Origin of the sequence: Marisediminicola sp. LYQ134 (genome assembly GCF_046599635.1) — a bacterium.
In the GTDB taxonomy this organism is placed as follows: Bacteria; Actinomycetota; Actinomycetes; order Actinomycetales; family Microbacteriaceae; genus Marisediminicola.
In genome coordinates, this window is the sequence record NZ_JBKIWP010000002.1 from 242,865 (window position 1) to 268,487 (window position 25,623).

Genomic DNA, 25,623 nt, shown 5'->3' on the forward strand with positions numbered 1-25,623 from the left:
CGTCATGACGCACACGCGACGGCGGGCGAGGCGACCGACGGCGACGGCCGCGGCAGCCACGACCGCGGCCGCAGCGGTCGTGGCGGCGGCGGCGTGGGCGGCGCTCCACGCCACCTCTCCGAGGGTGCGACTGTGGCGGCGCGGAGCGGGACGAGTCGTCGCCATCCACGGCACGGCCCACTCCACGGGTCACGGCACTGCCCTCGGCTCGAGGGTGTTCGGATCCGGTGACACCGTGGTCGTCCTGCTCCCCGGGATCGCCGCGAGCGAGCGGTTCTTCGGTGAGGCGTGGAACACCCTCGCCGACGTCGCGACCGTCGTCGCTCTCGACCCCCTCGGTTTCGGAACGTCACGCGACCACCCGCTGAGCGATAGCTTCGACGGGTCACGGGAGCACCACCTCGCCGCCATCTCGGCGACACTCGACGCCCTCGGGTTCGACGATCGCCCCGTGATCGTCGCGGGCCACTCGATGGGGGCCTCGCTCGCCATCCAGTGGGCGGCGGTCGACCCCCGCGCTCGCGCGGTCGTCGCTTTCGACGCTCCGCTCTACGAGACACGCGACGAGGCACGGGAGAGAGTCGGGTCCATGGGGTGGTTCGAGCGGCTTCTCTCGAACGGCCCGCTGGCCGAGAGGGTGTGTGCCTGGATGTGTGCCCATCGACGAGCGGCCGCCGCCATCGCGGTGGTCGGCAACCCCACCCTTCCCATCCCGGTCGCGGCCGCCGGCGTGCAGCACACGTGGCCCGCCTACATCTCGGCGTTCGACGAGCTCGTCGCCGGTCGCACCTGGATCGAGGCGCTCGACGCGCTCGCCGCCGGCGGAGTACCCGTGCACCTTGTGAACGGCACCGACGACCCGGTTCCGGTGCCCGGTCGAGCCTCGGCCCTCGCGGCGCGCCATGCGACCGTGACGGCGCGAACGCACCCCGGTGGTCACGACCTGCCCCTCGTCGCCGCCGGGTGGTGCAGCATCCTCGTGCGCGGTGTGGTCACCGACGTCGTGTCGACCCCGGGCACCCCCTAGCCCGCACGCAGGGTCGGCGCGTACCGTCGGCCCATGACAGCTACGACAGAGCAATTCGAGACCATCGCCAAGATCGTCGACGCGGCGAAGACGGCCATCCTCACCACCCGCAACTCCGAGGGTCAACTCGTGAGCCGCCCTCTCGCCGTGCAGGGGGAGGGCTTCGACGGCGACCTGTGGTTCTTCACCCACTACCCCTCAGACAAGACCGACGAGATCGAAGCCGACGACCAGGTCAACGCCGCCTTCGAGTCGGGTAAGGGCTATTTGTCCATCGCCGGCACCGCGTCGATCGTGCGCGACGAGGCGAAGATCGACGCCCTGTGGACCACTCAGGCCGAAGCGTGGTTTCCCGAGGGCCGCGACGACTCCGTGGCGCTCCTGCGCGTGCACGCCGACACGGCGGAGTACTGGGCGACGAACGACCCCAAACCCGTCGTGCTCTTCAAGGTCGCGAAGGCCGCGGTCACGGGAGGCCAGCCCGACATCGGCGACAACGACACCGTGACGCTCTAGGCCTTCAACGACGAAACGCCCCGAGCCGCTGAGGCTCGGGGCGTTCGACGTGGTGCAGAGAACTGCGGGCGCAGAACTACGGGCAGGTGACTTCCTGGCCGTCGACCGTCTCGTACTGGCCGGCGGGGAGACCCTCGCACGCCTCGGCGAGCGCGTCGAAGGCGAAGAACCCGGCCGTGAGGGCGAGCACGAAGAAGATCACGCCGAGCACGAGGAAGACGATCGAGAGGATGATTCCGACCTTCGCGGGGGTGTTCTTGAAGCCCGCGGCCTTCGACTTGCGCGCGGCGATGATGCTCACGATGAGGCCGGCGAGAGTGAAGACGAACGCCAGAACGAGACCGACGATGCCGAGGGTCTTGCCGGGGTCTTCGCCGGTCGCGGGGGCATTCGAGTACTGGTTGGGCGCTGCGGGCGCCGCGGCGGGGTCGCCTGCGGGCGGCACAGGGGTTCCGTTGTGGTCAGTCATGTGGCTCTCCTTGAATAGAGGCCGACGGCCCCGAATCGATCGTGAGATTTAACCCTAGTGGCCCAGCGCTTTCCCAGGTAAAAATTCCTCGCCAGGGCGCACCCCCTATCCGGGGAGGAGGAAGACCGCCGTAATTCGCCCGCGCCCCCCGCCAAACACCATGATGGTGTCATGAGCATCGGAATCCTCACCAGCGGCGGCGACTGCCCAGGACTCAACGCGGTCATCCGCGGAGCCGTCCTCAAAGGAACCCAGATCTACAACAAGGAGTTCGTGGGCTTCCGCGACGGATGGCGCGGAGTCGTCCAGGGCGACGTCATGCCCCTCGAACGCCGAGACATCCAGGGCATCTCGAAGCAGGGCGGCACGATCCTCGGCACCTCGCGCACCAACCCCTTCGAGGGTGACGGCGGCGCCGAGCGCATCAAAGAGAACATGGAGCGCCTCGGCATCGACTCGATGATCGCGATCGGCGGCGAGGGCACCCTCGCGGCAGCGAAGCGCCTCACCGACGCGGGAATCAAAATCGTCGGGGTGCCGAAGACGGTCGACAACGACCTCTCGGCCACCGACTACACCTTCGGATTCGACACCGCCGTGTCGATCGCGACCGACGCGATGGACCGCTTGCGCACGACGGGCGATTCGCACGGACGCTGCATGGTCGCCGAGGTCATGGGTCGTCACGTCGGCTGGATCGCCTTGCACTCGGGCATGGCCGCGGGCGCGCACCTCATCCTCATCCCCGAGCAGAAGACCTCCATCGACCAGATCTGCGAGTGGGTGCAATCGGTCAAAGACCGCGGGCGCGCGCCGCTCGTCGTCGTCGCCGAGGGCTTCCACCTCGACTCGATGGACGACCCGCACTCCGAGCGCGGCCTCGACGCCTTCGGGCGTCCGCGCCTCGGCGGTGTCGGCGAGCTGCTCGCCCCCATCATCGAAGAGCGCGTCGGCATCGAGACGCGCGCGACGACCCTCGGCCATATCCAGCGCGGCGGAACCCCCACGGCATACGACAGGGTTCTCGCGACGCGCTACGGCATGGCCGCGGTCGACTCCGTCATCCACGGGCGGTGGGGCCGCATGGTGTCGCTCAGCGGAACCTCGATCACCCACGTGGCGTTCGAAGACGCCCTCGGCAAGCTCAACACCGTGCCGCAGGACCGCTACGACGAGGCCGCGATCCTCTTCGGCTAGGCGATCACGAGCGTCGCCGCGACCACGGTGAGCGGCGCGACGACGAGACCGAGAGCGGCGTAGCGCCACCACGAGACCTCCACGCCGAGGGCGCGCACGCGGTCGTGCCACAAGAGCGTCGCGAGTGACGCCCACGGGGTCAGCAGCGGTCCGGCTCCCACCCCCACGAGCACCGCGACGAGCCGGTCGGCAGACCCGGCGAACGGTTCGAGCGCGAGGTACGCGGGGAGGTTGTTGACGAGGTTGGCGCTCACGGCGCTCACCCCGGCGAGACGCAGGAGATCGTCGGTCGCCTCGCCTGTTCCCGCGAGCACGCCGAGCACATCGGTGATCGCGAGGGAGTGCGCCGCTTCGACGACCACGAAGAGCCCCGAGGCGAAGACCACGAGTCGCCACGGCACGAGTGCGAAGCGGAGCGCGCGCCGACGCCGCACCGCGAAGACGATCGTGAGGATCGCCGCGGCGACGGATGCCGACGCCCACACCGGCACGGGAGTGACGAGCATGGGCACGAGGGCGCCCGTCACGACCGACGCCCACACGAAGAGCACGCGGTCGGCGACCGGCCGAGGCCCGTCGAGGGTGTAGCGCTGCACGAGGCGTCGGCGATACACGACGGCGATCACGAGCACGGGGACCACGATCGCGCACAGGGCGGGCGCCCACGTGAGCGCGGCGAACTCGAGGGGGCCGCTCGCGACACCGAGAGCGGAGAGCTCGTGCTCGGCGAGCAGGTTCGTGAGGTTCGAGACCGGAAGGAGGAGCGATCCGGTGTTGGCGAGCCACACCGTCGTGAGCGCGAACGGGATCGGGTCGAGGCCCGCGCGCTGCGCGAGCAGCACGACGATCGGCGTGAGGAGCACCGCCGTCGTGTCGAGCGAGAGGAACACCGTGCTGAGGGTCGCGAAGGCGACGACGAGCAGCCACAGCAGCACACCCCGGCCCGCGCCCCAGCGGGCGAGCCTGCCCGCCACGACGTCGAAGACTCCGGCTTCGTTCGCGAGCTCGGCCGTGATCGTGATGGCGACGACGAACAGGAGGATCGGCCACGTGCGCCCGGCGAGCACGCCGAGCTCGTCGATGCCGAGAGCGCCCGTGGCGACGGCGACGGCGCCGACGAGCAGGAGGGCCGCACCCACGATCGCAATCCGCACCGTGCCTCCCCTCTCGCCTCGCGTCGCGCGGATCGCCTCGCTCACCCCGGCGGGTAGCGTGAACCCATGTTCCGCGCACTCAGAGTAGAGACATCCGGCACCGCTCCCGTCACGCGACTCGTCGAACTGACCGACGACGACCTCATGCCGGGCGACGTCACGGTCGACGTCGAGTTCTCGAGCGTCAACTTCAAAGACGGCCTCGCGCTCGCGGGCAAGCCCGGCGTGATCAAGGACTACCCGCTCATCCCCGGCATCGACCTCGTCGGCACTGTCGCGGCATCCGCCTCACCCGAGTGGAGCGCGGGCGACCGGGTGATCGTCACGGGGTGGGGCATCGGCGAGACCCATGACGGCGGCCTGAGCGAGCGCGCCAGAGTGCGCTCGGAGTGGCTCGTGCGTCTGCCGGACCATCTGACCGCTTCCCGTGCTGCCGCGATCGGCACGGCGGGTTTCACGGCCATGCTCGCCGTGCTCGCGCTGGAGAACGGCGGCGTGGATGCGCGCTCCGACGGCGATGTCGTCGTCAGCGGTGCAGCGGGGGGCGTCGGTTCGATCGCGATAGCGCTGCTCGCGCGCTCGGGCCACACCGTCGTCGCCGCGACAGGGCGAGGGAGCGAGCACGGCGAGTACTTGCGCGCGCTCGGTGCGAGCGACATCCTCGACCGCGACGAACTGGCGGCCTCGGGCAAACCCCTGCAGTCGCAGCGATGGGCGGGCGCGGTCGACTCGGTGGGGTCGACGACTCTCGCGAGCGTGCTCGCGCAGACGCGCCACGGCGGGGTCGTCGCGGCGTGCGGGCTCGCGGGCGGAGCAGACCTGCCCACGACGGTCATGCCGTTCATCCTGCGCGGGGTGACCCTCGCGGGCATCAACTCGGTGTTCGCCCCGACCTCCGCGCGCACCGAGGCGTGGGAGCGCCTCGCGAGCGACCTCGACGCCACGACGCTCGACGAGATGACGACCACGATTCCGCTCGCCGACGCGCCCCAGCTCGCCGAGCAGATTCTTGCGGGGCGCGTGCGGGGCCGCACGGTCGTCGACGTGCGCGCCTGAGTCTGCTTGAGTGTGCCTCCGGCGCTATGCGGGGGGAGTCGCCGCTGCCGCGGCCTTCGCGGCCGCGGGAACGGCCTCGACGATGCGAGACACGATCTCGTCGTCGTGCGCCGCGCTCACGAACCAGGCCTCGAACACTGACGGCGGAAGCGACACCCCCGCCGAGAGCATGGCGTGGAAGAACGGCGGGTAGCGAAAGCCCTCTTGCGCTTTGACCGCGGCGTAATCGCGCGGAGCGTCGGCCGCGAACGCGAAGGAGAAGAGGTTTCCGGCGCGCTGAACGGAGTGCTCGACGCCCTCCGCCGAGAGCGCGGACGAGACCTCGGTCGAGAGGGTGTCGGCGACCGCGTCGAGTCGCGCATACACGGCGGCATCGGCCGCCCGCAGCGTCGCGATACCGGCCGCGACCGCCACGGGGTTTCCGCTCAGGGTGCCCGCCTGGTAGACCGGACCGAGCGGCGCGAGGAAGTCCATGACGTCGGCACGACCACCGAGACCCGCGAGCGGCATGCCGCCGCCGATGACCTTGCCGAACGCGACGAGGTCGGGGGTCCAGCCGCCACCGTCTGGCACGATGCTCGCCGCCTCGAGCCCCCACCATCCGGCCGAGCCCACGCGGAACCCGGTGAGCACCTCGTCGACGATGAGCAGCGCGCCGTGCTCGTGGGCGATCTGCGAGAGCGCCCGATTGAAACCGCGACTCGGGGGAACGACCCCCATGTTCGCGGGCGCGGCCTCGACGATGATGCCCGCGATGTTCGGCCCGTGCTCGGCGAACACCGCGCGCACGGCGTCGAGATCGTTGTAGGGGAGCACGAGGGTCTGCGCGGCGGTGGCCGCGGTGACCCCGGCCGATCCCGGCAGAGCGAGCGTCGCGACACCGGAACCTGCTTCGGCGAGGAGCGCGTCGGAGTGCCCGTGGTAGTGGCCGGCGAACTTCACGAGGAGATCGCGGCCCGTGAACCCCCGAGCCAGACGGATGGCGGTCATCGTCGCCTCGGTGCCCGTCGACACGAGGCGGATCTTCTCGACGGGGGCTGCGGCAGCGTGCCGGTGCGGACCGTCGACCGACTCGGGCACCGAGACGCGTTCGCGCACGAGTTCGGCGAGCTCCGTCTCGGCGGGCGTCGACGCTCCGAACGACAGCCCGCGTGACGCCGCCGCCTGCACCGCTTCGATGACACGAGGGTGGGCGTGACCGAGGATCGCGGGACCCCACGAGTTGACGAGGTCGATGTAGTCGCGGCCCTCGGCATCCGTGATGTACGGACCGCGCGCCGAGACCATGAACCGCGGGGTTCCGCCGACCGAGCCGAACGCGCGCACGGGCGAGTTGACCCCGCCCGGAATCGAGTGCTTCGCGCGGGTGAAATAGTGCTCGTTGGTCGCGGTCATGGTCGCATCCTCTTTCGTCACGGATTCGGGCGTCACAGCGTGTGTCGACTCCGCGGTCACGCGGTCTCGCGCAACCAGTGCGCGAGTTCGACGGCCCAGTAGGTCAGTACGGCGTCGGCACCGGCCCGACGGATGCTCACGACCGACTCGGTGATCGCTCGGCGGCGCTCGATCCACCCGTTGGCCGCGGCGGCCTCGATCACGGCGTACTCGCCCGACACCTGGTAGGCCCACACCGGGACCTCGCTGCGTGCCGCCGTCTCGGCGAGAACGTCGAGGTAGCTCATGGCGGGCTTGACCATGACGACGTCGGCGCCCTCGTCGATGTCGAGCATCGCCTCGCGCACGCCCTCGCGAGCGTTGGCGGGGTCGAGCTGGTAGCTCTTGCGGTCACCGACAAGCGACGACTGCACGGCCTCCCGGAACGGGCCGTAGAAGGCCGACGCGTACTTGCCCGAGTAGGCCAGCACGGCGGTGTCGATGAACCCGGCGTCGTCGAGTTCGGCGCGGACCGCGGCGACTTGACCGTCCATCATCCCGCTGAGCCCGAGAAGCTGGGAACCGGACGCCGCTTGCACGAGAGCCATCTCGCGATAGCGCTCGAGCGTCGCGTCGTTGTCGACCCGCCCACTCGCGTCGAGCACACCGCAGTGCCCGTGATCGGTGAACTCGTCGAGGCACAGGTCCGTCTGCACGACGAGGGCGTCGCCGACCTCGGCAGCGGCCACGCGCGTCGCGCTGTTGAGGATGCCGTCGGGGTCGGTCGCCCCCGAGCCCACGGCGTCTTTGTGCTCGGGAACGCCGAAGAGCATGACGCCGCCGATTCCCGCCGCCGCGGCATCCGCGAGGGCACGGCGGAACGAATCGAGGGTGTGCTGCTCGACACCGGGCATCGACGAGATCGCGACGGGTTCGCCCCCGCCCTCGCGCACGAACATCGGCAGGATGAGCTCGGCGGGCTGCACGCGGGTCTCGGCCACGAGGCGCCTCATCGCGGGTGTCGAACGCAATCGGCGCGGGCGCACGGTCGGCGCATCGGCACGCAGCAGGCGCGGGGCGTCTGTCGACGACGGGTCGAGCGGGGTGGTGTCGGTCATGATCGGGCGACCTTCGGGATGGGGCCGGTCGTGTCGCGCAGTTCGACCGCGTATTCGACGAGACCGTCGATGAGGGAGTCCGCCGACCGCGACTCCGCGATGATGTGCACCGCGAGCCCCGCCGCGCGCGCGTCGAAGGCGGTCCGTGGGCCGATGCATCCGATGATCGTCTCGTCGGGAACCGGGGAGAGTTGAGCGGCGACCTGGCGGGCGATGCTGCCCGAGGTCACGAGGATCGCGCGGATGCGACCCGACGCCACGTCGGCGGCGATCGACTCGGCCACGGGCACTCCGACGGTGCGGTAGGCGGCGACGAATTCGGCGTCGTAGCCGAGGCGCGAGAGACCGGCCACGAGGGTCGGCTCGGCGATCTCCGACTGCGGAACGAGCACGCGACCGCGGGCCTCCGTGCGCGGCCACTCGCGCACGAGCCCCCGCGCCGAGTTGTCGCCCTCGGGGATGAAGTCGACGCGGTAGCCCGCGAGACTCAGCGCGGCGGCGGTCGTCTCGCCGACGGCGGCGATCTTGGTGTCGTCCGGCACGCTCGTGCGGTGGCTCATGAGCACGTCGACGGTCGTCGCGCTCGTGACGACGAGCCACTCGAACTGACCGCGCTCGAGTTCGTCGAGCGAGGTCGCGAGGGCGGAGGGGTCTTCGGTGCTCGCGAAGTTGATGAGGGGGGCGACGACGGGAACGGCGCCGTGGCTGCGCAGCGTCGCGGCGACCTGGTCGCCCCACTTGCCGCCGCGCGGCACGAGCACACGCCAGCCGTCGAGGGCCCGATCGCTGCGGGGCGTCATGAGATCGCTCCGTGCGGCACGAGATCGGCCGCGCCCGAGTCGAGCAGTTCGCGCGAGACGTTCGCCGCGACCGTGCCGGCAGGGTCGTCGTGGTCGGAGACGTAGAGGGCGTGAGCACTCGTGAGGTGGTCGGACCCGTCGGGGCGATACACGCGCGCCGAGAGGAAGATGAGGCCGTCGTCGATGATCGCGTGGGCTCCGATGGGAGCGGCGCACCCGGCCTCGAGGATGCGGAGCACCTCGCGCTCCGCCGTGACGGTGAGGCGCGTCGGTCGGTGGTCGATCGAGGCGACGGCACGGCCGATCGCGGGGTCGCTCTCGACCCGGGTCTCGATCGCGAGGGAACCCTGCCCGGGGGCCGTCGGCCACCCGTCGAGGGAGCAGTACTCGGTCACCGCGTCGAGCCTTCCGAGTCGCGAGAGCCCCGCCGCGGCGAGGATGACGGCGTCGACGTCGCCGTTCTGCACCATCTTCAGTCGGGTGTCGACGTTGCCTCGGATGTCGACGACCTCGATGTCCGGGCGACGACGACGCACTTGCGCGGCCCGGCGCGGTGACCCCGTGCCGACCTTCGCACCTTCGGGCAGGGTCTCGAGCGTCAGGCCGTCGCGCGCGCACACGGCGTCGCGCGGGTCTTCGCGCCGCGGGGTCGCCGCGATCACGAGACCGTCGGCCGGCTCGGTCGGGAGGTCTTTGAGCGAGTGCACGACGACATCGCACCGGCCGTCGCGCAGTGCCTCCCGGAGTCCGATCGCGAACACCCCCGTGCCGCCGAGGCTCGAAAGCGGTTTCGTCGAGCGGTCGCCCTCCGTCGTCACGGGAACGAGTTCGACGGGGAGTCCGGATGCCTTCGCGAGCGCGTCGGCCACCGTCCGGGTCTGCGCCATCGCGAGCGAGCTCGCGCGAGTGCCGACCCTGATCACCTCGAGGGTCACGGCTGCAACCCGGCGACGGTCGGTTTGAATCCGAGTCGCACGTTCTCGCAGCACCCCGGACGACACACGTCATACCAGGGCCCGAGGGGCGTGAGCGACGGCCGCTCGTCTTTCGGGGTGGCATCGCGGCGCTCGATCACGAGGTCGATGAGTCCCGACACGTAGGCCGCGTGCACTCCCGGAGTCGGCACGCGCACCGCGAGGATGCCGTGCTTCTGCGAGGTCTCCATGGCTTCGGTGTCGAGGTCCCACTTGACCTCCATGTGGTCGCTCACGAACCCGATCGGCACGATCACGACGGCGCGGATTCCCGCGACGGCGAGGTCGTCGATCGCGTCGTTGATGTCGGGTTCGAGCCAGGGCTGCGTCGGCGGACCCGACCGCGACTGGTAGACGAGGCTCCACGCGATCGTGCCCGCGGTCGCTGCGAGAACGTCCTCGGCCGCGTCGGGCACCGAGGTGGCGCCGGGCAGTTGCGCGTTCGCGAGCGCGGTCGCTGCACCCTCTACGGGCTCGGATGCCGCGGCATCCGGTGTCTGGGCGGCGACGACGACCTCGGCCACCGCGAGGTGCTGTGCGGCGTATGCCCCACCCTCACCGAATCCCCGCGACTGGGGGCCGCTCTTGGCGGCATCCGTCGACGGGATCGAGTGGGTCGTGAAGAGCACGTGCGTCTGGTCGAGGGGGATGCCCGCGGCCGAGGTCTGGGCGAGGCCGTCACGCAGACCGTCGATGAACGGCTGCACGAAACCGGGGTGGTCGAAGAACTGGCGCACCTTGTCGATCTCGATGACACCCTCGAGCCCCGTGTCGGCGAGCGCCGCGGCGTAGTCCTCGCGGTACTGCCGGCAGCTCGAGTAGGAGCTGTAGGCACTCGTGCCCACCGCGATGAGCTTGCGGTAGCCGCGCTCGTTCGCCTCGACGAGAGCGTCTTTCAGATAGGGATCCCAGTTGCGGTTGCCCCACAGAACGGGGAGGTCGATTCCGCGGCGCTCGAGTTCGGCCTCGAGCGCGGCCTTGAGCTCGCGGTTCTGGTCGTTGATCGGGCTGACGCCGCCGAAGTGCCGATAGTGGTGCGCGACCTCCTCGAGTCTCTCGTCGGGGATGCCGCGACCGCGCGTGACGTTGCGGAGGAACGGGATGACGTCATCCTGACCCTCGGGCCCTCCGAAGCTCGCGAGGAGGATGGCGTCGTACGCCGTCGGCTCCGTGACGTGTTCGGGGCCCGCGGCGGCCGCGGGGGTCGCGGCGCGGACAAATTGCTCGGAGGGGGCGTGGTCGGGTGCGATGGTCATGACAGTACCTCGGGTATCTCGGTGGTCTCGATGCGGCGCCCGGTGTAGAAGGGCACCTCTTCTCTCACGTGCATGCGGGCGTCGGTCTGGCGGAGTCGCCTCATGAGGTCGACGAGGTCGACGAGTTCGGGGGCCTCGAGCGCGAGGATCCACTCGTAGTCTCCGAGCGCGAACGCGGCGACGGTGTTCGCGAGCACTTGGCGGTATTCGGAGCCTTTGCGGCCGTGATCGCCGAGCATCGCCCGGCGCTCCTCCTCGGGCAGCAAGTACCACTCGTACGACCTCACGAACGGGTAGACCGTGAGCCAGCGCTCCGCCTCCTTGCCGCGCATGAACGCCGGCAGGTGGTTGGACGAGAACTCGGCGTCGCGATGCACACCCATGGCGTTCCACACGGGGGCGAGGTGACGGAGCAGAGCGGCACGGCGCAATTCGCGCAAAGCCTTCTGCAACCCCTCGGGGCTCTCGCCGTGCATCCAGATCATGAGGTCGGCGTCGGCGCGCATCGACGAGACGTCGTAGAACCCGCGCACCGTCACGCCTCGGTCGGCGAGCTCGGCGATCTGCGTGTCGAGCTTGTCGATGAGCGCACTCGCATCGCTTCCCACGAGAGGCGGAACGTCGCGTTCGCGGCGCAGGACAGCCCACAGGGTGTAGCCGAGGGGAGGGTCGGATGGCTGCGCTGGAGCGCTCATAGTCATAGCTTCCATTGTTCCCCGAGAACGGGGAACCGCCGAATCCGGCTGTGTGAATGCTGTGCTGGAATGCGCCTAGCTGCGGCGGACGAGGCTCCACACGACGAGACCGCCGATCGCCGTGGCGACCCCGACCGCTGCCGCGATGAACGGCGTCGGGTCGTCTTCGTACTTGGCCTGCAGTTTGCGACCCGTGATGCCGATCTGCTTCGGCACGTTGAGCTTGTCCTCGATCTCGTCGAGGGTGCTCTCGAGCTGGGCGCGCGTCTGCGCGACCTTGCTGTGGATGTCTGACGTGTTCGTCGGTTCGCTCACTTCGCCATTCCCTTGATCGTGTCGATGTCGCGCTTGACGCTGTCGATGGTGTTGGTCGGCACCGGGGGGATTCCGCCCTTGAGCTTGCGGTAGCCGATGAGACCGATGATCGCCGCGATGACGAGGAGCACGAACGCGACGATGAGAGCCGCGAGCCACGCGGGCATCACGACGGCGAGCCCGAGGATCGCGGCCGTGAGGAGCACTCCGACCATATAGAGGAGCACGACTCCCGCGGCGGCGAGGAGCCCCCCGCCTATTCCGAGCGCCTTGAGCTTGCCGATCATCTCGGCCTTGAGCTGATCGATCTCACCCTTGACGAGGTCGGTGACGAGGGTCGGTATGTCGGCGATCAGCTGAAACAGCGACCGCTTCTCCCTGACGGGCTTAGGGGTGATCGGGTTGCTCATGACGTGCTCCTTCGGCGCCGCAGAGTCAGTTCGAGGTCGACGCGGTGGTCGACGACGACGAGCGCGACTTGGGCGACTTCGACTTGGAGACGACCTTCTTCACGTTGTCGCTCACGAAGTCGACGACCTCGGGAGCTTTGTCTTTGGCGAAGTCGCCCGCCGAGTGCACCTTGTTCTGCACGGGACCACTGCGCCAGAAGTTGCCGGCGGCCTTCTTGATCTGCTCGTAGCGTGCGCGGCCCGCGCGGCTTCCGAGTACGTATCCGACTGCCAAGCCCGATGCGAGCATGAGTTTTCCGCGCATGTCGATTCCCCTGCTGTTATGCCGTTGTGGCGTGAAGTTCTAGCGTTCGGACCAGCGTAACCCGGCATCTCCGGCGATAATCTTCAGCAAACTTTCAGACTGGCTCGTCGCGTGCCGGATTACCGCGGCGAGTCCGGTTCCCGCGACCCTCTCCCCGGTGTGGATGATGCGTTGCGGGGTTGACGCGACAGGTGGCGAGTCGACAGCATCCGCGGGACCGGCCCAGGCGACGCGGGCGAAACCGACGACCGACGTCTGCGGAATGCTCACGCCGAGCAGGCGCTCGGCGTCGGTGCGCGCGAGCTCGCGCAGCTCCTCATCGTCGCGCGGTGCCCCGTCGTACGATAAGCGAACCACGTGGCGACCCGAGGCGCTGTCGGCGAGCCACTGCCACTTCGCGGTCGCGTGAGTGAGCGCTTTCGCGGTGAAACCCGGAGCACCGGCCGCGACGAGCACACCCGTTCCGCGCGGCGCTGCGTCGAGGGCGGGCTCGTCGACCACGAGAGTCGCGAGAGTGATGCTCGTCGCCTCGGGCGCGACGCGGGGTGCGCTGTCCGGGGCGCCCGGGACGACCGAGTCGGGCAACCGGGTCGCGGCGACGACGTAATCGGCGCTGAGCGAAGTTTTGTCGTCGAGCTCGACGCGCACGGCGCCGGAAGACGGCGTGCCGCCCGCGGCGTCGGCCGTCGTTTCGGCCGACGTATCGAGGATCGCCGCGACGCGAGAGCGGAGGCGCACCTCGGCTCGGTCGCGCACCTCCGCGGCGAGGGCGTCGGCGATGCGGTGGATGCCCCCCGCGATCCCGAGCGCTGCGGAGCCCGCGGGCGCCGCCTCGCGCTGGGCCAGCACTGCGTGGGCGAGCGAGGACCGCTCGCGCACGCCGTCGCGGAGAGTCGGGGCGACGCGGTCGACGTCGAGGTCGTCGGGGTGCCGCGCGTGGATCGCGGTCGCGACCGGCGCGACGAGCAGGTCGAGCACGGCCGACCCCATGCGCTTGCGCACGAGGGCCCCGAGCGAGCGCTCCTTCGCGCCGATCTGACCCGGCAGCAGGGCATCGAGCTGGGCGCGGATGGCGCCGGCGACGCCGACGACGGCGATCACGTCGCGCGCGAGCGGAATCGAGGGGATGCCGAGCAGACCCGCCTTCGGTAGCGGCACCGCTCGCCCTCGCGCCGGTTGCAACCACGCCCCCGCCGCCGAGGGCGTGACGATGTCGTCGGCGAGGCCGAGCTCCGTCGCGAGAGCCGCCACCGTGCCGCCGCGCGTCGCGAAACTCTCGGCGCCGGCATCCATCGTGATCCCCGCGACAGTGAGGGGGCGCAGCTTTCCGCCGAGCTCGTCGCCCGACTCGAGGAGCACCACGTCGACTCCGCCGCGCACGAGCGTGCGCGCCGTCACGAGACCCGCGACACCGCCGCCGATGACGACGACGCGCGCGCGACGTCGTGATGGGGCCGCGCCCGACTGCGCGTGACCGGCGCCGTCGCCGTCAGCGCCGCCGTCGCTCATGAGCTCGCGGCGGCGCTCTGCGCGTGGATCAACTCGACCACGCGTGTGAGCACGGTGGGGTCGGTGTCGGGCGGAACCCCGTGGCCGAGGTTGACGACGTGGGCGGGCGCCGAACGCCCCCGCTCGATGACGTCGAGCACGTGCGCCTCGAGCGTCTGCCACGGTGCTCCGAGGAGCGCGGGGTTGATGTTGCCCTGCACGGGCACGCGGCCGCCGAGCCTCCGGATGCCCTCGTCGAGCGGGATGCGGTCGTCGATGCCGACGACATCGGCCCCGATGTCGCGCATCGCCGTGAGGAGCTCCCCCGTGCCGACCCCGAAGTGCACGATCGGAACGCCGAGGTCGGTGACGTGCGAGATCGCCCGGGCGGAGTACGGCGCGACGTAGGCCGAGTAGTCGGCGAGCGAGAGCGACCCGGCCCACGAGTCGAAGAGCTGTGCCGCGCTCGTTCCGGCGAGCACTTGCGCCCGCAGGAACGCGCCCGTGACGTCGGCGGCCCAGGTCATGAGGGCGTCCCACGCGGCCGGGTCGGAGTGCATGAGCGCGCGAGCACGCAAGTGGTCCTTCGACGGACCGCCCTCGACCATGTAGGCCGCGAGAGTGAAGGGAGCGCCCGCGAAACCGATGAGCGGTGTCGACCCGAGCTCGGCGACGGTGCGTGCGACGCCCGCGGTGATGGGGGCGAGGGCGTCGGGTTCGAGTGCGGCGAGCGCCGCGACATCCGCTGCCGTGCGGATGGGAGCGCCGAGCACGGGGCCGCGCCCCGCGACGATGTCCACATCGACGCCCGCGAGTTTGAGGGGGACCACGATGTCGCTGAAGAAGATGCCCGCGTCGACACCGTGGCGGCGCACCGGTTGCAGGGTGATCTCGCTCGCGAGCTCGGGGTCGAGGCACGCGTCGAGCATCGCGGTGCCGACGCGCAACTGGCGGTACTCGGGAAGCGAGCGGCCCGCTTGCCTCATGAACCACACCGGGAGTGTCTCGGAGCGCTGCCCGCGGTAGGCCCTCACGAGGGTCGAGTCGGCCGTTCGGCCGTCGGAAAGCGGATGATCGGCTGGCAGAGTCACGCCCCAAGTCTGCCATCGGCGCCTGGGCGGCCGTCTCGCCCGCACCTGTGCCCGGCTCACAGAGTGGGCGTTTAGTATTGGTCAGTGCTTCTTTGTCTGACCGCCAACCACCGGAATGCGAGCTTCGACCTACTCGAGAAGCTCTCCTTCGGTGCACACGCGGCAGCGGGCACTCTCGTCGAGTCGACCGAGTTCGTCTCGGGCGCTGTCGTTCTCGCAACGTGCAACCGCTTCGAGGCCTACCTCGAGATCGACGAGCCCCTCACCGCCGCGAGTGCGGTCGCCGTCGAAGCGACCGTCGTCGCGATGAGCGAAGCGAGCGGAGTCACCCCCGAGTCCGTGCGCGACTCGGTGTCGGTGCTCCACGGCGACGACGTCGTGCAGCACCTCTTCGCGGTGTCGTCGGGCCTCGAATCCGTCGTCATCGGCGAAGACGAGATCTCGGGCCAGGTGCGCCGTGCACTTGAGCAGGCACGCGAGGCCGGAACGACCTCGAGCGGACTCGAGAAACTCTTCCAGCGCGCATCCACGACCTCGCGCGCCGTCAAAGCCTCGACCGCCGTCGGCACCGCCGGGCGCTCGCTCGTGCGCCTCGCCCTCGAACTCGCGTCGAGCCGCATCGCCGACTGGTCTGGAGTGCGGGTGCTCATGATCGGCACCGGATCGTATGCCGGAGCATCGATGGCCGCGTTGCGCGACCACGGCGCCGACGACGTGACCGTGTTCTCGCCCTCGGGTCGCGCCGCGAAGTTCGCGCTCTCCCGCGGCGCGGCATACACGACCGATCTGGTGAGCGCGATCGAGAACGCCGACGTCATCGTCACGTGCACGACCGTCGAGACGCCCGTCGTGACCCCTGAACTCATCACGGGCGAGTCGCCCAAACTCATCATCGACCTCGGTCTGCCGCGCAACGTCGACCCCGCGGTCGCCCGCGTCGACGGGGTCGACGTGCTCGACCTCGAGACGATCAGCCTGCACGCTCCCCTCGAAGAGCTGCGGGCCACCGACGACGCGCGCTCGCTCGTGGGCGAAGCGGCCCTCGCCTTCACGGCGGCGAAAGCGGAGCAGACGATCGCCCCCGCGGTCGTCGCACTGCGCGCCCACGTGTTCGGCATCCTCGACGCCGAGATCGAGCGGGCCCGGCACCGCGGCGACACGAGCCCCGAGACCGAGGCGGCGCTGCGCCACCTCGCGAGTGTGCTCGTGCACACCCCGTCGGTGCGCGCGCGGGAGCTCGCTCGCGCGGGAGACGCCGAGAGCTTCGTCGCCGGGCTCGACGCCGTGTTCGGTCTCGAGCCTGCCGAGCACACGGATGTCGCGGCCGACCGTCGCGGCCAGGCCACGGCCTCCTGACCCCCTCGGGTTCCCCCGCGATGACCGTCCTCTCGCCGTGACCGGTCTCGACGACGCGGCCGGGCTCGACGACGCGACGCTCGCGGCTCTGCGCGAGCGGTTGCTGCGATCGAAGGCCGAGCACGACACCGAGAGCGCACGCCTCGAACGGTCGGTCGCCGACATCCGCGACGCCCGAAGCGACGGCACGGCCGACGACGAGCACGACCCCGACGGTCCGACCCTCTCGGCGGAGTGGTCGCACGCGACCGGTGTGCAGCGCGAGCAGCGGGAGAAGGGCGAGGCGATCGCCGACGCACTCGAGAGAATGGATGCGGGCACCTACGGGTTGTGCGCCGTGTGCGGGGAGCCCATCCCGCTCGCGCGCCTCGAGGTGCGCCCGTTCGCGCGCACGTGCGTGGTGCACGCCGGCTGAGCGCGGGTCGGCTGAGCGCAGGCCGCGACGTGACTGCGGGAGTTCGCGCCTCCGAACGGCCACGACCTCCCGCGAGGGGAGCGGGTTCAACAGGGTCTCCTGCAAAACGGGCAGCGGGTTAGGCCACGAACTCCAGCAGTTCGGTGCCGAAGGTGCGCAGAACCCGGTGCACGGCGAGACGCGTCGCGAGCGACGTGTCGGCGAACTGCACCGTCGCGGCGTAGGCCACTTGCGTGCGTGGCCCGCTGAGCCACCCCGTCTCGCACCGCACCCCCGCGTCGATACCGACCGCGTTGACGATACGGATGTCGTGCTCGGCGAAGCGGTGGCTCAGCGGATCCGCCCCGAAAGCGGCGCCCACGAGGGTCAGGTCGACACCCGACCGCAGCCACCGCACGACGCGCCTGCTCGTGGCGCGGTCGACGGCGGTGCCTCGAGCGAGCGCGGTCATGAGCCACGTGAGCTCGGCGGCCGAACCCACGGTCGCGTGCGGGGCGTCGTCGGGCCCGCGCTCGTCGCGCACGAGGTCGAGCACGGCCGTGCGGGTGAGGCTGAGAGCATCCGCCCTCGCCCGCACCGCATCGAGCCCCACGAGGTCGAGGAGCGCGTTGACCGCGAGGGCGTCGCGAGCGGATGCCGCGAGCATCGCGATATCGGCCACCGGGAGCGCCGGCGCCTGCATGTGCTGCCACAGTCCCGGCGCCGTGCGCCCGGCCGAACCCGGCTTGTCGACGATCGTGTGGCCCCACGTGTCGTCGGCGGTCATGCGGGCCGACACCTCGACGAGGAGCACGAGCACCCCGACGCCAGCGGTGGGGAGCACGACGCGCTCGTCGATCGCAAGCACATCGTCGCCCGTCGCCAGGTCGACGGCGTGAGCCGACACCGACGCGCCCTCGAGAGCGAGAGAACCGAACTCCGCGAAGCTGCGGTCGAATCGCGGCGGGGCGGGGTCGCGGTGGTGACCGGCGGCCTCCGCACTCATCCGCTCGCGCCGCTCGCGACCGCGGCTCACCAGATCGTCACCCGCTCCTCGGGTGCGAGCCACAGGGCGTCGCTCTCGGTCACGCCGAAGGCCTCGTAGAAGCCGTCGATGTTGCGCACGATCTGGTTGCAGCGGAACTCGTTGGGCGAGTGCGGGTCGATCGAGAGCAGCCGGATGACCTCTTCATCGCGCGCTTTGAGCTGCCACGCCTGCGCCCACGAGAGGAAGAAGCGCTCGGCGCCCGTCATGCCGTCGACGACCGGCGGCTCCGCCCCCTCGAGGCTCAGGAGGTAGGCCTTCCACGCGATGCCGAGCCCCCCGAGGTCGCCGATGTTCTCGCCGATGGTCAACGCGCCATTGACGGTGTGACCGGGCACTTGCGCCGGCGACAACGCGTCGTACTGCGCGATGAGCGAGCTCGTGAGCTTCTCGAACGACGCGCGGTCGGCCTCCGTCCACCAGTCGGTGAGGAGGCCGTCGCCGTCGTACTTCGAGCCCTGGTCGTCGAAGCCGTGACCGATCTCGTGCCCGATGACGGCGCCGATCGCACCGAAGTTGGCTGCGGCGTCCCTCGACTCGTCGAAGAACGGGAACTGGAGGATGGCGGCGGGGAAGACGATCTCGTTGAACCCGGGGTTGTAGTAGGCGTTGATCGTCTGCGGCGTCATGAACCACTCGTCGCGATCGAGCGGCTTGCCGATCTTGCCGAGCTCGCGCTGGAACTCGAACTCCCCCGTCGCCCGCACGTTGCCGAGCAGGTCGGCGGCGTCGATCTCGAGCGAGCTGTAGTCGCGCCAGGTCACCGGGTAGCCGATCTTCGGCGTGAACTTCTCGAGCTTGTCGAGGGCGCGGGCCCGGGTCTCCTCGGTCATCCACTCGAGGGTCGAGATGCTCTGGCGGTAGGCCTCGACGAGATGCTCGACGAGGACGTCCATGCTCTGCTTGGCCGTCTCGGAGAAGTGGCGCGCGACGTAGGTGCGGCCGACGGCCTCGCCGAGCGAGCCCTCGACGAGCGAGACGCCACGCTTCCAGCGCGCCCGCATCTCGGGGGTGCCCGTGAGGGTGCGGCCGTAGAAGTCGAAGTTCGCCTCGACGAAGGGGTCGGAGAGGTAGGCCGCGTTCGAGCGGATCACCTGCCACGAGAGCCAGTCCTTCCAGGCGTCGAGGGTGCCGGCACCGGCACCCTCGGGGGAATCAGCGGAGGCGAGCAGCTCGGCGGCTCCCGTCATGAAGCTCGGTTCGCGCACCACGACCTCGGCGAACGCGTCGGCGGGGGCATCGAGCGCGTCGAGCCACACGTCGAGGTCGGCGCCCGCGGCGAGCGCCGCGGCATCCGCCCACGTCATCGGGTTGTAGGTCGCCTGGCTGTCTCGCGTGCGCACGTTGTCCCAGTGCGCGGCGGCGAGCGCGGTCTCGAGGGCGACGACGCGCTCGGCACGGGCCGCGGCATCGTCGAGGCCCGCGAGACCGAACATCGTCTCGAGGAACGCGCGGTACTTCGTGCGCACCTCGGCGAACTTCTCCTCGCGGTAGTACGACTCGTCGGGCAGCCCGAGACCACCCTGCTCGACGAAGACGAGGTAGCGCTCGGGGTCGCCCGGGTCGTTGTCGACGAAGAGCTGGAAGAGCCCCGCGGTGCCCTTGCGCTCGAGCCTGCCGAGCGTCTGGAGGAACGACGTCACCGAGTCGACCTCGGCGACCTCGGCGAGCAACGGTTCGAGCGGCGAGGCGCCGAGCTTCTGGATGCGGTCGTGGTCCATGAAGCTCGCGTAGAGGTCGCCGAACTTGCGCTCCTCGGTGCCCGCCTCGGCATCTTGAGCCTCGACGATGATGTCTTGCACGGCTTTCTCGGCGGCCTCGGCGAGCACGTAGAACGAGCCGTAGCGCGCCTTGTCCGACGGGATCTCGGTGCGGGAGATCCACTTGCCGTTGACGTGACGGAAGAGGTCGTCTTGCGGCCGCACCTCGGGGTCGAGCTCGTCGCGGTCGATACCTGAACTGAGGGGGGTGTCTGCGCTCATGACCGAAAGCCTATGCCCGGCCCGTGACACGATTCCTGGCCGTGCGGGGCCGTCGCGAGCCTCCCGCGCCTCGTCCGTCACCGCTGCGCAGTAGCGTGGTCGGATGCCGCGTCGCGCCCGCAATCCGCTCGACCGCGACATCCGCAGGCTCGCGCTCCCGGCCCTCGGCGCTCTCATCGCCGAACCGCTGTTCCTCCTCACCGACACGGCTCTCGTCGGACGCCTCGGCGCCGTTCCGCTCGCCGGGCTCGGCATCGCGAGCGCCATCCTGCAGACCGTCGTCGGACTGCTCGTGTTCCTCGCCTACGCGACGACGCCGGTGGTCGCTCGCCGGCTCGGCTCGGGCGACCGCCCGGGTGCGATCCGTGCGGGCATCGACGGGCTGTGGCTCGCGGCTCTCGTGGGTGTCGTGCTCGTCACGGTCGGCCTGCCCACGGCCGCGCCTCTCGTCGCCGCGTTCGGAGCGAGTGCCGAGGTCGCGACCGCCGCGACGACCTACTTGACCATCTCGGTCTGGGGCCTGCCGGCGATGCTCCTCGTGCTCGCCGCGACGGGGTTGCTGCGCGGCCTGCAGAACACGGTGACCCCGCTCGTGATCGCGGGGGCGGGTTTCGCGGCCAATGCCGTGCTCAACGCCGTGCTCATCTACGGTTTCGGGCTCGGCATCGCCGGCTCGGCGATCGGCACGATCATCGCGCAGTGGGGCATGGCCGCCGTCTACCTCGCGATCGCCGTGCGTGCCGCGCGATCGGTGGGTGTGGGCCTCGGGCCCGGACTCGGCGGCGTCACCTCGGCCGCGGCATCCGGGGGCTGGCTGCTCGTGCGCACCGCGAGCTTGCGCGCAGCCCTTCTCGCGACCGTCGTCGTCGGCACGGGCCTCGGCGTCACGTCGCTCGCGACGCTACAGATCGCCATGACCCTCTTCTCGACGCTCGCGTTCGCTCTCGACGCCCTCGCGATCGCCGGGCAGGCGATGATCGGGCACGGGCTCGGGGCGTCGGATGTCGCGCGCGTGAAAGCCGTGACGCGACGACTCGTGGTGCTCGGGCTGTGGTGGGGGGCCGGTCTCGGGCTCGCCGTCGCCGCCCTCGCCCCCCTCGCCGGTTTCGTGTTCACGACCGACCCCGGTGTGCTCGCGGCCCTCCCGCCCGTGATGCTCGTGATGGGGGTCGGTGTGCCGATCGCGGGCATCGTGTTCGTGCTCGACGGGGTGCTCATCGGCGCGGGCGACGCGAAGTACCTCGCGATCACGGGCGTCGCGAACCTCGCGGTCTACCTCCCCCTCCTCGCTCTCGCCGCGGCGACCGGCAGCATCACGGCCGTGTGGGCGGCGTTCGGCATCGGCTACATCGCGGCACGCGCCGTGACCCTCGGGTGGCGGGCACGCTCCGAGCGCTGGATCGTCGCGGGCGCGGGCTAGCGTTGACCCCGTGACGCTCCCCGCCCCGCCCCCCGCTCTCAGCTCCCGCGATGTGAGGGCGTGGCGCAACTCGCTCTTCGTCGTCTTCGCGCTGTGCGGACTCGGTCTCGCGAGCTGGGCCGCGCGCATCCCCGCCGTGAGTTCGTCGCTCGACCTGTCGACCGCGGATGTGGGCGTGCTGCTGTTCGGGCTCGCGGTCGGGTCGATCGTGGGGCTCCTCGCATCCGGCCACCTCGTCGCCCTCTTCGGGGCGCGCGCCGTCATGAGGTGGACGCTCCTCCTGGCTCCCCTCGGTCTCGCGATCGCGGCCGTCGGGGCCACGACCCTGACGAGCTTCGCTGTCACCTTCGCCGGGCTCGCGATCTACGGCGCCGGCATGGGCACGTGCGATGTCGCGATGAACGTGTCGGGCGCCGCCAACGAGCGGGTCATCGACCGCACGATGATGCCGATCTACCACGCCTTCTTCAGCTTCGGCACGATGGGCGGCGCCGCCCTCGCCGCTCTCGCCGAGCTACTCGCGATCCCGCTGACCGTGCACATCGGAGCCGTCGCCGTGCTCATGATCGTCGCGTCGATCATCGTCATCCCCGCGGTGCAGTCGGAGACGATCCTCCACGGCGCGGATGCCGCGACCACGGCGGCCGCTGCCGAACAACCCGCCGTCGACTGGCGCGCGCGCCTCGCCATCTGGCGCGACCCCCGCACGATCCTCATCGGGCTCATCGTGCTCGGCATGGCGTTCGCCGAGGGCTCGGCCAACGACTGGCTCGCCTACGCGATGGTCGAGGGGCACGACACCGACGAGCCGACAGGCGCGTTCGTGTTCTGGGTGTTCGTCACCGCGATGACGGCGGGCCGATTGCTCGGCGTGCGCGTGCTCGACAGATTCGGCCGCGTGCCGGTGCTGCGCGTGTCTGCGGTGCTCGCCGCGATCGGCCTCCTCGTGCTCATCTTCTCGCCGATCACGTGGGTCGCGATCGTCGGTGTCGTGCTGTGGGGCCTCGGCGCCTCACTCGGTTTTCCGGTCGGGATGTCGGCGGCCGCCGACGACGCGCGCACAGCCGCCGCGCGCGTGAGTGCCGTCGCGACGATCGGATACATCGCGTTCCTCGTCGGTCCGCCCGTCATCGGGCTCATCGGCGAGCAGGTCGGCATCCTCGGGGCGCTCCTGCTCGTTCTCGTGCTCGTCGCCGTCGCGGGGGTCGTGTCGGGGGCCGCGCGCGAACCCCGCGCGCCGGTGACCCTGCGGCCGTGACCTCGGGCCGAGCGGCGTCAACTACCCTCGAGGGGTGCGTCTTGTCATAGCCCGGTGTTCCGTCGACTACGCGGGTCGCTTGAGCGCTCATCTGCCTCTCGCCACCCGCCTGCTCCTGCTCAAAGCCGACGGCAGCGTGCTCGTGCACAGCGACTCCCTGAGCTACAAGCCGCTCAACTGGATGAGCCCGCCGTGCTCACTCGCGATCGTCGAGCCCGACGAGGCACAGACCGAAGCCGGGGTCGTCGAAACCTGGCGCGTGACCCAGGCGAAGACCGCAGACATCCTCGTCATCTCCATTCACGAGGTTCTGCACGACTCGTCGCACGAGCTCGGCATCGACCCGGGGCTGCAGAAAGACGGCGTCGAGGCCCACCTGCAGAAGCTCCTCGCCGACAACATCGACATCCTCGGCGACGACTATCGCCTCGTGCGCCGCGAATACATGACCGCGATCGGCCCCGTCGACATCCTCGCGACGGATGCCACGGGCGCCTCGGTCGCGGTCGAGATCAAACGACGCGGCGACATCGACGGTGTCGAACAGCTCACGCGCTACCTCGAGCTCATGAATCGCGACCCTCTGCTCGCGCCGGTGACCGGGGTCTTCGCCGCGCAGGAGATCAAACCGCAGGCGCGCACCCTCGCAACCGACCGGGGCATCCGCTGCGTGACCCTCGACTACGACGCGATGCGCGGACTCGACGACAGCCACTCCCGCCTGTTCTGACGCCGGCGCCCTGCGAAATCGGGGCGATCCGGCCCGCCAGTGAGACACCGGTCGACGCTTCGGTGAACAGCAAGCGAACTTGCCGCACTTGCCTGAAACGCAAGTGATTTTGCGAATAGCGTCCGAGCGTGTTCATCAAACAGATCGTCGAAGCGAAAGCTCACGAGCTCACGCCGACCGACCGGCGGCTGCTCGACGTGCTCTTCGTGCACCCCGCCGAAGCGGCGTTCTGGCGCGCGCAAGACCTCACCCACCCGCTCGGCCTGCACGAAGCGTCGGCCACCCGCCTCGCTCAGCGACTCGGTTTCGCCGGCTATCCGGCCTTCCGGGAGGCCCTGCGCCAGGACTACCTCGACAACGAGGGTCCGTCGCAGCGCGTGAAGGGCCGACTCGACCGCACTGACGACGGCGACCTCGTCTCACGATTCGTCGACGACGAGACCGCGGCTCTCGCGAGCCTCCCGACCCACCTCGACCAGGCCGCCCTCGATTCGACGGCCGAACGCATCCTGCTCGCCCGAACGGTCTACCTGTTCGGGCAGGGCAACGCGAGCATCCTCGTCGACCTCCTCGCTCGCCGACTGCAGCGATTCGGGGTCGACGTCGTCTCGCTCGTGGGGTCGAACCGCGACCTCGCCGAGGGTGCTCTCACTCTCGCGAGCGACGACCTCGTGCTCGCCTTCGCCTTCCGGCGCTCCCCGCAGCCGCTCGTTCCGCTCTTGACCCTCGCTGCGGATGTCGGCGCGCCGACCGTGCTCGTGACCGACACCCTCCTCGGCATCCTCCCCGCACCCACGACCGTGCTCGCGGCACCTCGCGGACCGGCGGGCGAGTTCCTCTCGCTCATCGTGCCCATGACGATCGTCAACGCCCTCGTTCTCACGATCGCGCGGAGCGCCCCCGAGTCATCCCTCCGCTCGCTCGATCGGCTCGCCCACCTCTTCGACCACTTCGACGTGTAGTCACCTCCGCCCACTCGACCCTCCCTACCCCGCCAGACCCTCCGACCAGAGAAGGATCCGCCATGCCCCGATCAACCGCTCGACTCGCGCCCCTCGCGCTCGTTCCCCTCGTCCTCGTCCTCGCCGCGTGCGGCGGGGGCACTCCGACCGCGGCCGGCCCCGCCGCGGCAGACACCTCCGCCCTCGACGAGATGAGCATCGAGGAGCTAACAGAACTCGCCGAGGAGGAGGGCGAGGTCGTCGTCTACTCGTTCACGAGCCGCATCGCCTCGGTCGAGGGCGCGTTCGAGGAGCAGTACCCCGGCATCGACCTCGTCGCCACAGACCTCAGCGCGACGGAGCAGATCTCGAGGCTCACCGCCGAGAGCCAAGCGGGCAGCTCCACGGCCGACGTCGCCTACATTTCCGACGCCCCCGTCGTGTTCACCGAACTCGTCGAGTCGGGCATCCTCACCCCCTACGTGCCCGAGCGAGTGCGTGAGTCACTCCCCGAGGAGTACACGACGCCCCTCGTGGCGAACCGTCTCTCGACCAAGGTGCTCATGTACAACGAGGAGGCGAACCCCGACGGCCCGCCCGTCACGAACCTGTGGGAGCTCACCGAGCCCGAGTGGCAGGGCCGCGTCATCATGGTCGACCCGACCGTGCGCGGCGACTACCTCGACCTCATGACCGAGATGTCGCTTCGCGCCGACGAGATGGCCGACGCGCACGAGTCGCTCTTCGGCACCGAGATCGAGCTCGATGCGGGTATCGCCGACGCCGGCCAGCAGTGGATCGCCGACCTCTATGCCAACGACGTGATCCTCGTCGACGACACCGACACCGTAAACGCGTCGATCGGCGCGACCGGACAGACAGACCCGCCCGTGGGCTTCACGTCGTACTCCGACCGTCGAGACAACGACGACGAGGGCTGGGCCCTGCAGGTCGCGACCGACGTCGAGCCCGCACCCGGAATCGTCTTCCCCGCTCTTCTCGGCATCACGGCCGAGGCCGAGAACCCCGCCGCCGCCCGCCTCTTCATCGACTTCCTCATGGGAGACGACAGCCCGACGGGAGGCACCGCATACGAGCCGTTCTATGTGGGAGGCGACTATCCGACGCGCACCGACATGGAGGCGCCGTCCGACGCCGTGAGCCTCGACGAACTCGGCGGCTGGATCATCGAGCCCGAGCGCACCGCTGCCGCTCGCGACGCGATCTCCGACCTCCTCCTCACGATCGAATAG

The 25,623-nt window shown here is 70.3% G+C and carries 26 protein-coding genes; 11 read left to right on the forward strand and 15 right to left on the reverse strand.

Annotation, left to right across the window (positions count from 1 at the left end):
• Positions 1 to 4 precede the first annotated feature (4 nt).
• Both ACLHIH_RS09615 and ACLHIH_RS09620 read left to right on the forward strand, forming a co-directional pair.
• The gene (locus tag ACLHIH_RS09615; protein WP_411316577.1) at positions 5 to 1,027 is read left to right on the forward strand and encodes an alpha/beta fold hydrolase; all 1,023 of its coding nucleotides are present in this window, start codon (positions 5 to 7) and stop codon (positions 1,025 to 1,027) included.
• Positions 1,028 to 1,060: 33 nt separating this feature from the next.
• Positions 1,061 to 1,543, forward strand: coding sequence for a pyridoxamine 5'-phosphate oxidase family protein (locus tag ACLHIH_RS09620; RefSeq protein WP_411316578.1), 483 nt, complete (start codon positions 1,061 to 1,063; stop codon positions 1,541 to 1,543).
• Between the two features lie 76 nt (positions 1,544 to 1,619).
• Here ACLHIH_RS09620 and ACLHIH_RS09625 read toward each other — a convergent pair whose 3' ends face one another.
• Complete coding sequence (locus ACLHIH_RS09625) at positions 1,620 to 2,012, reverse strand: DUF4190 domain-containing protein (protein WP_411316579.1); 393 nt, start codon at positions 2,010 to 2,012, stop codon at positions 1,620 to 1,622.
• 171 nt (positions 2,013 to 2,183) lie between these two features.
• Between ACLHIH_RS09625 and ACLHIH_RS09630 the strand changes: the two genes are divergently transcribed.
• Positions 2,184 to 3,209: a 6-phosphofructokinase gene (locus tag ACLHIH_RS09630; protein ID WP_411316580.1), complete on the forward strand. Its 1,026-nt coding sequence runs from the start codon at positions 2,184 to 2,186 to the stop codon at positions 3,207 to 3,209.
• Here ACLHIH_RS09630 and ACLHIH_RS09635 read toward each other — a convergent pair.
• Positions 3,206 to 4,363 carry an SLC13 family permease gene (locus ACLHIH_RS09635; RefSeq protein ID WP_411317275.1) on the reverse strand — a complete coding sequence of 386 codons (1,158 nt, stop codon included), beginning with the start codon at positions 4,361 to 4,363 and terminating at the stop codon, positions 3,206 to 3,208. The two genes, ACLHIH_RS09630 and ACLHIH_RS09635, sit on opposite strands and share 4 nt — an antisense overlap.
• A gap of 66 nt (positions 4,364 to 4,429) precedes the next feature.
• Here ACLHIH_RS09635 and ACLHIH_RS09640 point away from each other — a divergent pair, with 66 nt between their 5' ends.
• Complete coding sequence (locus tag ACLHIH_RS09640) at positions 4,430 to 5,419, forward strand: MDR family oxidoreductase (protein ID WP_411316582.1); 990 nt, start codon at positions 4,430 to 4,432, stop codon at positions 5,417 to 5,419.
• Between the two features lie 24 nt (positions 5,420 to 5,443).
• Here the strand turns inward: ACLHIH_RS09640 and hemL are convergent, their stop codons facing one another.
• The 11 genes from hemL to hemE form a co-directional block, all read right to left on the reverse strand.
• Positions 5,444 to 6,814, reverse strand: coding sequence for a glutamate-1-semialdehyde 2,1-aminomutase (gene hemL / locus ACLHIH_RS09645; RefSeq protein WP_411316583.1), 1,371 nt, complete (start codon positions 6,812 to 6,814; stop codon positions 5,444 to 5,446).
• Between the two features lie 56 nt (positions 6,815 to 6,870).
• A complete protein-coding gene (gene hemB, locus ACLHIH_RS09650) occupies positions 6,871 to 7,806 on the reverse strand; it encodes a porphobilinogen synthase (protein ID WP_411317276.1) in 936 nt (311 codons plus the stop codon).
• 101 nt (positions 7,807 to 7,907) lie between these two features.
• Complete coding sequence (locus tag ACLHIH_RS09655; RefSeq protein WP_411316584.1) at positions 7,908 to 8,711, reverse strand: uroporphyrinogen-III synthase; 804 nt, start codon at positions 8,709 to 8,711, stop codon at positions 7,908 to 7,910.
• The gene (hemC, locus tag ACLHIH_RS09660; RefSeq protein ID WP_411316585.1) at positions 8,708 to 9,646 is read right to left on the reverse strand and encodes a hydroxymethylbilane synthase; all 939 of its coding nucleotides are present in this window, start codon (positions 9,644 to 9,646) and stop codon (positions 8,708 to 8,710) included. The genes ACLHIH_RS09655 and hemC overlap by 4 nt, the downstream gene beginning before the upstream one ends.
• Complete coding sequence (locus ACLHIH_RS09665; protein WP_411316586.1) at positions 9,643 to 10,941, reverse strand: ferrochelatase; 1,299 nt, start codon at positions 10,939 to 10,941, stop codon at positions 9,643 to 9,645. Before ACLHIH_RS09665 ends, hemC begins: the two co-directional genes overlap by 4 nt.
• On the reverse strand, positions 10,938 to 11,636 hold the full coding sequence (hemQ, locus tag ACLHIH_RS09670) for a hydrogen peroxide-dependent heme synthase (RefSeq protein WP_411316587.1): 699 nt from the start codon (positions 11,634 to 11,636) through the stop codon (positions 10,938 to 10,940). Before hemQ ends, ACLHIH_RS09665 begins: the two co-directional genes overlap by 4 nt.
• A gap of 75 nt (positions 11,637 to 11,711) precedes the next feature.
• A complete protein-coding gene (locus ACLHIH_RS09675) occupies positions 11,712 to 11,951 on the reverse strand; it encodes a DUF3618 domain-containing protein (protein ID WP_411316588.1) in 240 nt (79 codons plus the stop codon).
• Entirely contained in the window at positions 11,948 to 12,361 is a 414-nt protein-coding gene (locus tag ACLHIH_RS09680) for a phage holin family protein (RefSeq protein ID WP_411316589.1), read from the reverse strand. The genes ACLHIH_RS09675 and ACLHIH_RS09680 overlap by 4 nt, the downstream gene beginning before the upstream one ends.
• Before the next feature lie 25 nt (positions 12,362 to 12,386).
• Positions 12,387 to 12,665, reverse strand: coding sequence for a hypothetical protein (locus ACLHIH_RS09685; protein WP_411316590.1), 279 nt, complete (start codon positions 12,663 to 12,665; stop codon positions 12,387 to 12,389).
• A 39-nt stretch (positions 12,666 to 12,704) separates the two neighbouring features.
• Positions 12,705 to 14,174: a protoporphyrinogen/coproporphyrinogen oxidase gene (locus tag ACLHIH_RS09690; RefSeq protein ID WP_411316591.1), complete on the reverse strand. Its 1,470-nt coding sequence runs from the start codon at positions 14,172 to 14,174 to the stop codon at positions 12,705 to 12,707.
• Complete coding sequence (hemE, locus tag ACLHIH_RS09695) at positions 14,171 to 15,244, reverse strand: uroporphyrinogen decarboxylase (RefSeq protein ID WP_411316592.1); 1,074 nt, start codon at positions 15,242 to 15,244, stop codon at positions 14,171 to 14,173. Before hemE ends, ACLHIH_RS09690 begins: the two co-directional genes overlap by 4 nt.
• An 84-nt stretch (positions 15,245 to 15,328) precedes the next feature.
• Between hemE and ACLHIH_RS09700 the strand changes: the two genes are divergently transcribed.
• Together ACLHIH_RS09700 and ACLHIH_RS09705 are read left to right on the forward strand one after the other, a co-directional pair.
• Complete coding sequence (locus ACLHIH_RS09700) at positions 15,329 to 16,600, forward strand: glutamyl-tRNA reductase (RefSeq protein ID WP_411316593.1); 1,272 nt, start codon at positions 15,329 to 15,331, stop codon at positions 16,598 to 16,600.
• A gap of 37 nt (positions 16,601 to 16,637) precedes the next feature.
• On the forward strand, positions 16,638 to 17,015 hold the full coding sequence (locus ACLHIH_RS09705) for a TraR/DksA family transcriptional regulator (protein ID WP_411316594.1): 378 nt from the start codon (positions 16,638 to 16,640) through the stop codon (positions 17,013 to 17,015).
• A 118-nt stretch (positions 17,016 to 17,133) separates the two neighbouring features.
• On the opposite strand, the gene ACLHIH_RS09710 is transcribed toward ACLHIH_RS09705, so the two are convergent.
• Both ACLHIH_RS09710 and ACLHIH_RS09715 read right to left on the reverse strand, forming a co-directional pair.
• Positions 17,134 to 18,063 (reverse strand): serine hydrolase, encoded by a 930-nt coding sequence (locus ACLHIH_RS09710; protein ID WP_411316595.1) that lies wholly within the window; start codon positions 18,061 to 18,063, stop codon positions 17,134 to 17,136.
• Complete coding sequence (locus ACLHIH_RS09715; protein ID WP_411316596.1) at positions 18,027 to 20,021, reverse strand: M13 family metallopeptidase; 1,995 nt, start codon at positions 20,019 to 20,021, stop codon at positions 18,027 to 18,029. Before ACLHIH_RS09715 ends, ACLHIH_RS09710 begins: the two co-directional genes overlap by 37 nt.
• A 103-nt stretch (positions 20,022 to 20,124) precedes the next feature.
• Between ACLHIH_RS09715 and ACLHIH_RS09720 the strand changes: the two genes are divergently transcribed.
• The 5 genes from ACLHIH_RS09720 to ACLHIH_RS09740 all read left to right on the forward strand — a co-directional run bounded on the left by ACLHIH_RS09720 (position 20,125) and on the right by ACLHIH_RS09740 (position 25,623).
• Positions 20,125 to 21,441, forward strand: a complete 1,317-nt coding sequence (locus ACLHIH_RS09720; RefSeq protein WP_411316597.1) for an MATE family efflux transporter — start codon at positions 20,125 to 20,127, stop codon at positions 21,439 to 21,441.
• Between the two features lie 10 nt (positions 21,442 to 21,451).
• Positions 21,452 to 22,699 (forward strand): MFS transporter, encoded by a 1,248-nt coding sequence (locus ACLHIH_RS09725; RefSeq protein ID WP_411316598.1) that lies wholly within the window; start codon positions 21,452 to 21,454, stop codon positions 22,697 to 22,699.
• 34 nt (positions 22,700 to 22,733) lie between these two features.
• Positions 22,734 to 23,429, forward strand: coding sequence for an endonuclease NucS (nucS, locus tag ACLHIH_RS09730; protein ID WP_411316599.1), 696 nt, complete (start codon positions 22,734 to 22,736; stop codon positions 23,427 to 23,429).
• Positions 23,430 to 23,557: 128 nt separating this feature from the next.
• A complete protein-coding gene (locus tag ACLHIH_RS09735) occupies positions 23,558 to 24,391 on the forward strand; it encodes a MurR/RpiR family transcriptional regulator (protein WP_411316601.1) in 834 nt (277 codons plus the stop codon).
• Between the two features lie 62 nt (positions 24,392 to 24,453).
• Positions 24,454 to 25,623, forward strand: coding sequence for an ABC transporter substrate-binding protein (locus ACLHIH_RS09740; RefSeq protein WP_411316602.1), 1,170 nt, complete (start codon positions 24,454 to 24,456; stop codon positions 25,621 to 25,623).